The 5,153-nt window shown below is 64.3% G+C and carries 5 protein-coding genes; 1 reads left to right on the forward strand and 4 read right to left on the reverse strand.

The annotated features are described in order from the left end of the window. Together lhgO and EOA22_RS23715 are read right to left on the reverse strand one after the other, a co-directional pair. On the reverse strand, positions 1-682 hold a 682-nt coding region (lhgO, locus tag EOA22_RS23710), incomplete at its 3' end, for an L-2-hydroxyglutarate oxidase (protein ID WP_245478673.1). 26 nt (positions 683-708) lie between these two features. Further along, complete coding sequence (locus tag EOA22_RS23715) at positions 709-1,395, reverse strand: ATP-binding cassette domain-containing protein (protein WP_063170078.1); 687 nt, start codon at positions 1,393-1,395, stop codon at positions 709-711. Positions 1,396-1,476: 81 nt separating this feature from the next. Here EOA22_RS23715 and EOA22_RS23720 point away from each other — a divergent pair, with 81 nt between their 5' ends. After that, positions 1,477-2,823, forward strand: a complete 1,347-nt coding sequence (locus tag EOA22_RS23720; protein WP_063170079.1) for an FAD-binding oxidoreductase — start codon at positions 1,477-1,479, stop codon at positions 2,821-2,823. A gap of 56 nt (positions 2,824-2,879) precedes the next feature. Here EOA22_RS23720 and EOA22_RS23725 read toward each other — a convergent pair whose 3' ends face one another. Next, positions 2,880-4,148, reverse strand: a complete 1,269-nt coding sequence (locus EOA22_RS23725; protein WP_127390254.1) for a D-tagatose-bisphosphate aldolase, class II, non-catalytic subunit — start codon at positions 4,146-4,148, stop codon at positions 2,880-2,882. Further along, positions 4,148-5,134 (reverse strand): sugar kinase, encoded by a 987-nt coding sequence (locus EOA22_RS23730; RefSeq protein WP_063170080.1) that lies wholly within the window; start codon positions 5,132-5,134, stop codon positions 4,148-4,150. The genes EOA22_RS23725 and EOA22_RS23730 overlap by 1 nt, the downstream gene beginning before the upstream one ends. Between the last annotated feature and the right edge of the window lie 19 nt (positions 5,135-5,153).

Here is a 5,153-nt window from a genome sequence, read left to right on the forward strand (position 1 = left end):
GGCGATAGTATTCGCCGCGGAAGGGAACGATGCGATGCTCGATCGAAAGCCCGGCGAGCACGGCCAGCCGGTCTGATTGGAGACCGCCGCAGACCACCAGTTTTTTCGCCTGCCAGTTTTCGCCGGCCGACGCGATATCGACGGAATCGATGACTTCGCGAATGCCGGTGACGCGCGTCGACAGGCGGATCTCGCCGCCAAGCGCCCTGATGCGCCGCCCCATGGCTTGGCAGACATCGGCATAGCTGACGATGCCGGTCGAGGCCACGAAAAGCGCGCCGAGACCGCGGATGTTCGGTTCCCGCTCCTTCAATTCACCCTCGCTGACGCGCCGGACTTCGATCGTGTTCTGCTTCGAGCGTTCGTGGAGCGCCTCCATGCGCTGCACTTCGAGTGCGGAGGTGGCGACGAGCAGTTTGCCGCAGACATCGAAGCGGATGCCGTTCTCCTGGCAGAAGGCCTTGGTGGCATCCGCGCCCTTGCGGCAGAGCTCGGCCTTCAGGCTGCCTGGCGGATAGTAGATGCCGGCATGGATGACACCACTGTTGTGGCCGGTCTGGTGCTTGCCGAGAGCCTCCTCTTTTTCCAACAGGATCAGGCTGCAGCCGGGATATGTTTCCAGCAGCCGCATGGCCGTCGCCAGGCCGACGATGCCGCCGCCGATGACGCAGTAGTCGAAAATCATTGTTGTAGCCCTTGCCTGCCCGATTATGCGTGCGCCGTCTGACGATCGCCATAGTCGAAATAGGCCTTTTCCAGCGCATGCCCGTCGGCAAGCTCGCTTGCCGAACCCTCCAGCGCGTTATGGCCGTTGCGCGGCACGTAGACGCGGGAAGCGAGGTCGAGAATGCGAGCGGTGGACCGTTCGACGACGAGCAGGGTCAGCCCGCTGGCGTTAAGCTGGCGGAGGCTTTCGTAGACCTGGTCGATCACCAGCGGCGCAAGGCCAAGCGACGGTTCATCGATCATCATCAGCGACGGGCGCTGCAGGATGGCGCGGGCGATGGCAAGCTGCTGCTGCTCGCCGCCGGAAAGGTGGCCGGCAACGCCGCGGTAGCGGGTCCTGAGGATCGGAAGATTTCCAGAACCCGTTCCCAGATCGGCGGCCGCTTCGGCCTTGTCCTTGCGGATCATGCCGCCGAGCAGCAGGTTTTCCCGCACCGTCAGTGTCCGGAAGATACTGCGGCCTTCCGACACCAGTGCCAGGCCCTTCCGGCATAGCTTTTCCGGCGCCTGGCCGGCGATCGACTCGCTGTTGAAGGCAAGCGTGCCCCCGGTCGGCGCCATGGCCCGGAAATTGATTTCAGAAGCGTGGATTTGCCGGCGCCGCGATCTGGCCTCGTCGTTCCCGGCAAGCAGCAGCTGACGATCAATCTCCTCGCGTGGTATCGACATCTCACGGCGGCCAGATATCGCTGCCCTGATATCAAGTGTGTAGACCGGACGCCGCTGCGGAATGCCAAAGGATAGTGCTCTTTGACAATCTTCCCCTTCACTGAAGCCACCCCGATCCAGTTCCAGCAGCCCCTGCCGAGGACCTCGGACGTCGTGATCATCGGCGGCGGGGTCATTGGCGTGACCACGGCACTGTTCCTGGCGCGGCGGAACGTCTCGGTGACGCTGCTGGAAAAGGGACGCATCGCCGCCGAGCAATCCTCGCGCAACTGGGGCTGGATCCGGCAGCAGGGCCGCGATGCCGACGAACTGCCGATCGTCATCGAAGCGCAGCGCCTCTGGCGGCAACTGGCACAGGAATGTGGCGAGGACATAGGACTGAAGCAGACGGGCGTTACCTATCTTGCGCGAACAGACAAGGAGATGGCCGGCTTCGCGAAATTCCTGAAGATCGCCCAGGCTCATGGCGTCGACACGCGTCTCCTCGACCAGGGTGAGCTGGCAAGCCTGATCCCGGCCATGTCGCGACTGTTCAAAGGCGCAATGATCACTCCATCGGACATGCGGGCAGAACCTTGGGTCGCCGTGCCCGCGCTTGCTCGCCTGGCGGCCCGCGAAGGCGCGACGATCATCGAGAATTGCGCGGCACGTATGCTCGACATCTCCGCGGGACGCATCAGTGGCGTCTGGACCGAGAAAGGGCTCATCGCGGCCTCGAGCGTCCTCGTCGCCAGCGGCGCGTGGACGTCGCTGTTCCTGCGCGCCCACGGCATCTCGATTCCGCAGCTCAGCGTCAGGGCGACTGTCGCTGCGACAGCGCCGATGGCGGAAATCCACGCCGGTGCCGCCGCGGACGAACGCATCGCTTTCCGGCGCAGGCAGGATGGCGGGTACACGCTCGCATCGGGAGGCAGCAGCCAACTCTACATAGGGCCGGACGCATTTCGCCATGCAGGCAAATATGTCAGCGCCCTGATGGCCAATCCGTTCGGCACACGCTACCTGCCGGCCGCGCCGCGAGGCTACCCGGACGGCTGGTCGACCCCGCGCAGCTGGAACGCGGATGAAGAAAGCCCTTTCGAACGGATGCGCGTCCTCAATCCGGCTCCCGAGACGTCGGCGCTCCGCGCCATCGACGGCGGGTTCAGGGAGCTTTTCCCTCAGTTCACGACCGTACCGCTCAAGGCGAGCTGGGCGGGCATGATCGATGCGATGCCTGATGTCGTGCCCATCGTCGATCGCGCCGCTGCGTTCCCAGGCCTCGTTGTCGCGACCGGGATGAGCGGCCACGGCTTCGGCATAGGACCCGGAATGGGCCGCATCCTGTCCGATTTGATCCAGGGCAACGAGACCGGGCACAATCTCCACAGGTTCCGTCAATCCCGTTTCAGCGACGGCAGCCCGATCCGATTGGGACCATCGCTGTAAGTATTTCTGCCGCCCGCCAGCCCATCCGCTCTGGCCTTGAAGAACCGGACGAGGGCTCAGGTGCCGCATGCCCGGGCGTAGATCTCGATGCTTCGCTGGACGTGATCGATCGCGATCTCCTCGACGTCGCAGCCGCGGGCGGCCCAAGCGAGCGCCGAAGGCAGGTGCTGGAGAAACAGCGTCACCGGCACCTTGCGGCCCTTCAACGCGTCGAAGAGCCGGTCGCAGGCGGCACGGGCTTGCGGGGTCGCCCAATAATATCGGATGCGATCGGAATAGGAGTAGTGGCGCAGCGTCCGCTTGTCGGCATCGCTGCCATGATAGTGGCTTGCCCCGTTCTTGGGCGCGGCTTGCATCAGCTCTTCCATGGCCTGATAAAGCGGCCGCTGGCCATAGAAAGGCACCAGATCGGAAGCGATCAGGTCGAGCGCGTACAGCGCCTCGCGCAGTTTGAAGGTCAGCTCGGGGCCGACCTTGAGGATGGCGAAGCCATCTTCGACGAGTTCACGCAGCGGCCTCTCGCCCTGATAGTCCGTCGAATGCGCTTCGAAAATGAGCGACGGCAATGTGTTCAGAGTTGCCGCCAGATCGCTGGCCTTGGTCCGATCGTAAAAAATCACATTCTGGTTGCCGAACTCCACGCCCGGCTGCACGACAAGCCCGATGACGCGGGAAAACGCGCTTTCAAGCCCGGCGGCCTGGAATGCTTTGGCGTGAATGGCATGTGTCTGGCGAGCCGCCTCCGGACTGGTCGGGGTGATCGCATCCAAAGCGTGATCGGCGCCACCGGGAGGCGGCACCTCCGTCCCGATGATGTAGACCGGGCTTGCCCCGCCGCTCTGCGCGGCCGCCTGTTCCGCGACGCCCGCCATTCTGGCTGCGCGCTCGGCCACCGTATGGTCGTCTAGCGTCGCCGGTTCACCCGCGCAGCCCATCGATGCATCGAGATGGATCTTGCGGAAGCCGGCGCGGACATAAGCATCGACCATTGTCCCGGCCTGCGCCATCGCCTCCTCGGCGGGCCGGTCTTTCCAGGGATTGGGACCGAGATGATCCCCGCCAAGCACGATCAGCTCTGTCGGGCACTGCTCGACTGCCGCGAGCGCTTTCACCATCGCCGCGAAATCGGACGGCGTCATGCCCGTATAACCGCCCAGATGATTGACCTGGTTGCACGTCGCTTCGATCAGGACGGTGGTGCCGGTTTCCCGGCCGTGGCGCAGTGCAGCTTTGAGCACCAGGGGGTGCGCCGAGCACACCGAGGTTACCCCGATTTTCTTTCCTTCCCTGTGCAGGCCCGGCACATCTTCGATCGCCACACGCATCAGCTTCTTCTCGCCGTTCTTGCCATGAAATCTTCCAGTTCGGCCCGCGTGCCGGCTCCCTCCATGGGGCCGAGGCGTGTGACGTTGCGCGCCCCTGCCGCATTGGCGAATTCGAGCGAAGTCCGCAGCGGCATCCCCAACCGCCGGCATGCGACATAGGCTCCGCCGAAACAGTCGCCGGCGCCGGTGGGGTCCGTTTCCTCGACGATGAGGCCGGGACAATCGGCACTGGCGCCCGTGCTTTGACGGGCTGACGCGCCATGTTCGCCACGCTTCACGGCGATCTCCTTGACCCCTCGTTTGAACAGCGCCTCGATTGCGCGTTCCTCGCCATCCATGCCGGCGGCCAGGAACAATTCATTGCCCGACGGCAGCAGCAGGTCCGCTTTGTCCACCAGGCTCGCGAATTTCTCCTCGGTCTGGCCGTGCGCCAGCAATTCTTTGCGCAGGTTCGGATCGAGCGACATGGTGCCGCCGCGTGCCTTGATCAGCGGGATCGCGCGTTCGGTGATCGCCCAGGCCGCGGGGCTTGCGAACACCGTTCCCATGACGTGGATATGCCCGCAACGCGCGATCAGCGCCTCGACCTGCGGGGTCCATTCCAGTCGAGCGGCGGCGGATTTGGCGATGTTGTAGACGAAATCGCGGCTTCCGTCCGTGCGGTAGCGGACAAAGGCGCTGCCCGTCGGATAATCCGCGGAAACAGCGATGGCGGAAGTGTCTACGCCGTCTCGCTTCAGGCGCTCCATGTTGACCGCGCCGAAATCGTCGTCGCCCACCACGCCCACCATTGCCGCCGCTCCGCCCATACGCGCGCATTGATCGATGAAGATGGCGGGCGCGCCACTCGGAAAGGGGCCAATGAGGTCGATCGGTTCCCGGAAACCGGTGCCTGTCTGCCTCGCGACGATCTCTACCAGGATTTCTCCAATCGTCACGGTTGGCCCGAGCGAGTCCGGTGCAAGCGTTTGGGGGAGGTCGTTCATCAAGCGTCCAATCCTAGGT

It is taken from the genome of Mesorhizobium sp. M7A.F.Ca.US.014.04.1.1 (genome assembly GCF_003998745.1).
Classification (GTDB): domain Bacteria; phylum Pseudomonadota; class Alphaproteobacteria; order Rhizobiales; family Rhizobiaceae; genus Mesorhizobium; species Mesorhizobium ciceri.

What these genes read in the sequence shown, in the direction of transcription:
- EOA22_RS23725 (WP_127390254.1), bottom strand. Translation starts at nt 4,148, where the DNA reads ATGCGTGTGGCGATCGAAGATGTGCCGGGCCTGCACAGGGAAGGAAAG.
- EOA22_RS23730 (WP_063170080.1), bottom strand. Translation starts at nt 5,134, where the DNA reads ATGAACGACCTCCCCCAAACGCTTGCACCGGACTCGCTCGGGCCAACC.
- EOA22_RS23715 (WP_063170078.1), bottom strand. Translation starts at nt 1,395, where the DNA reads ATGTCGATACCACGCGAGGAGATTGATCGTCAGCTGCTGCTTGCCGGG.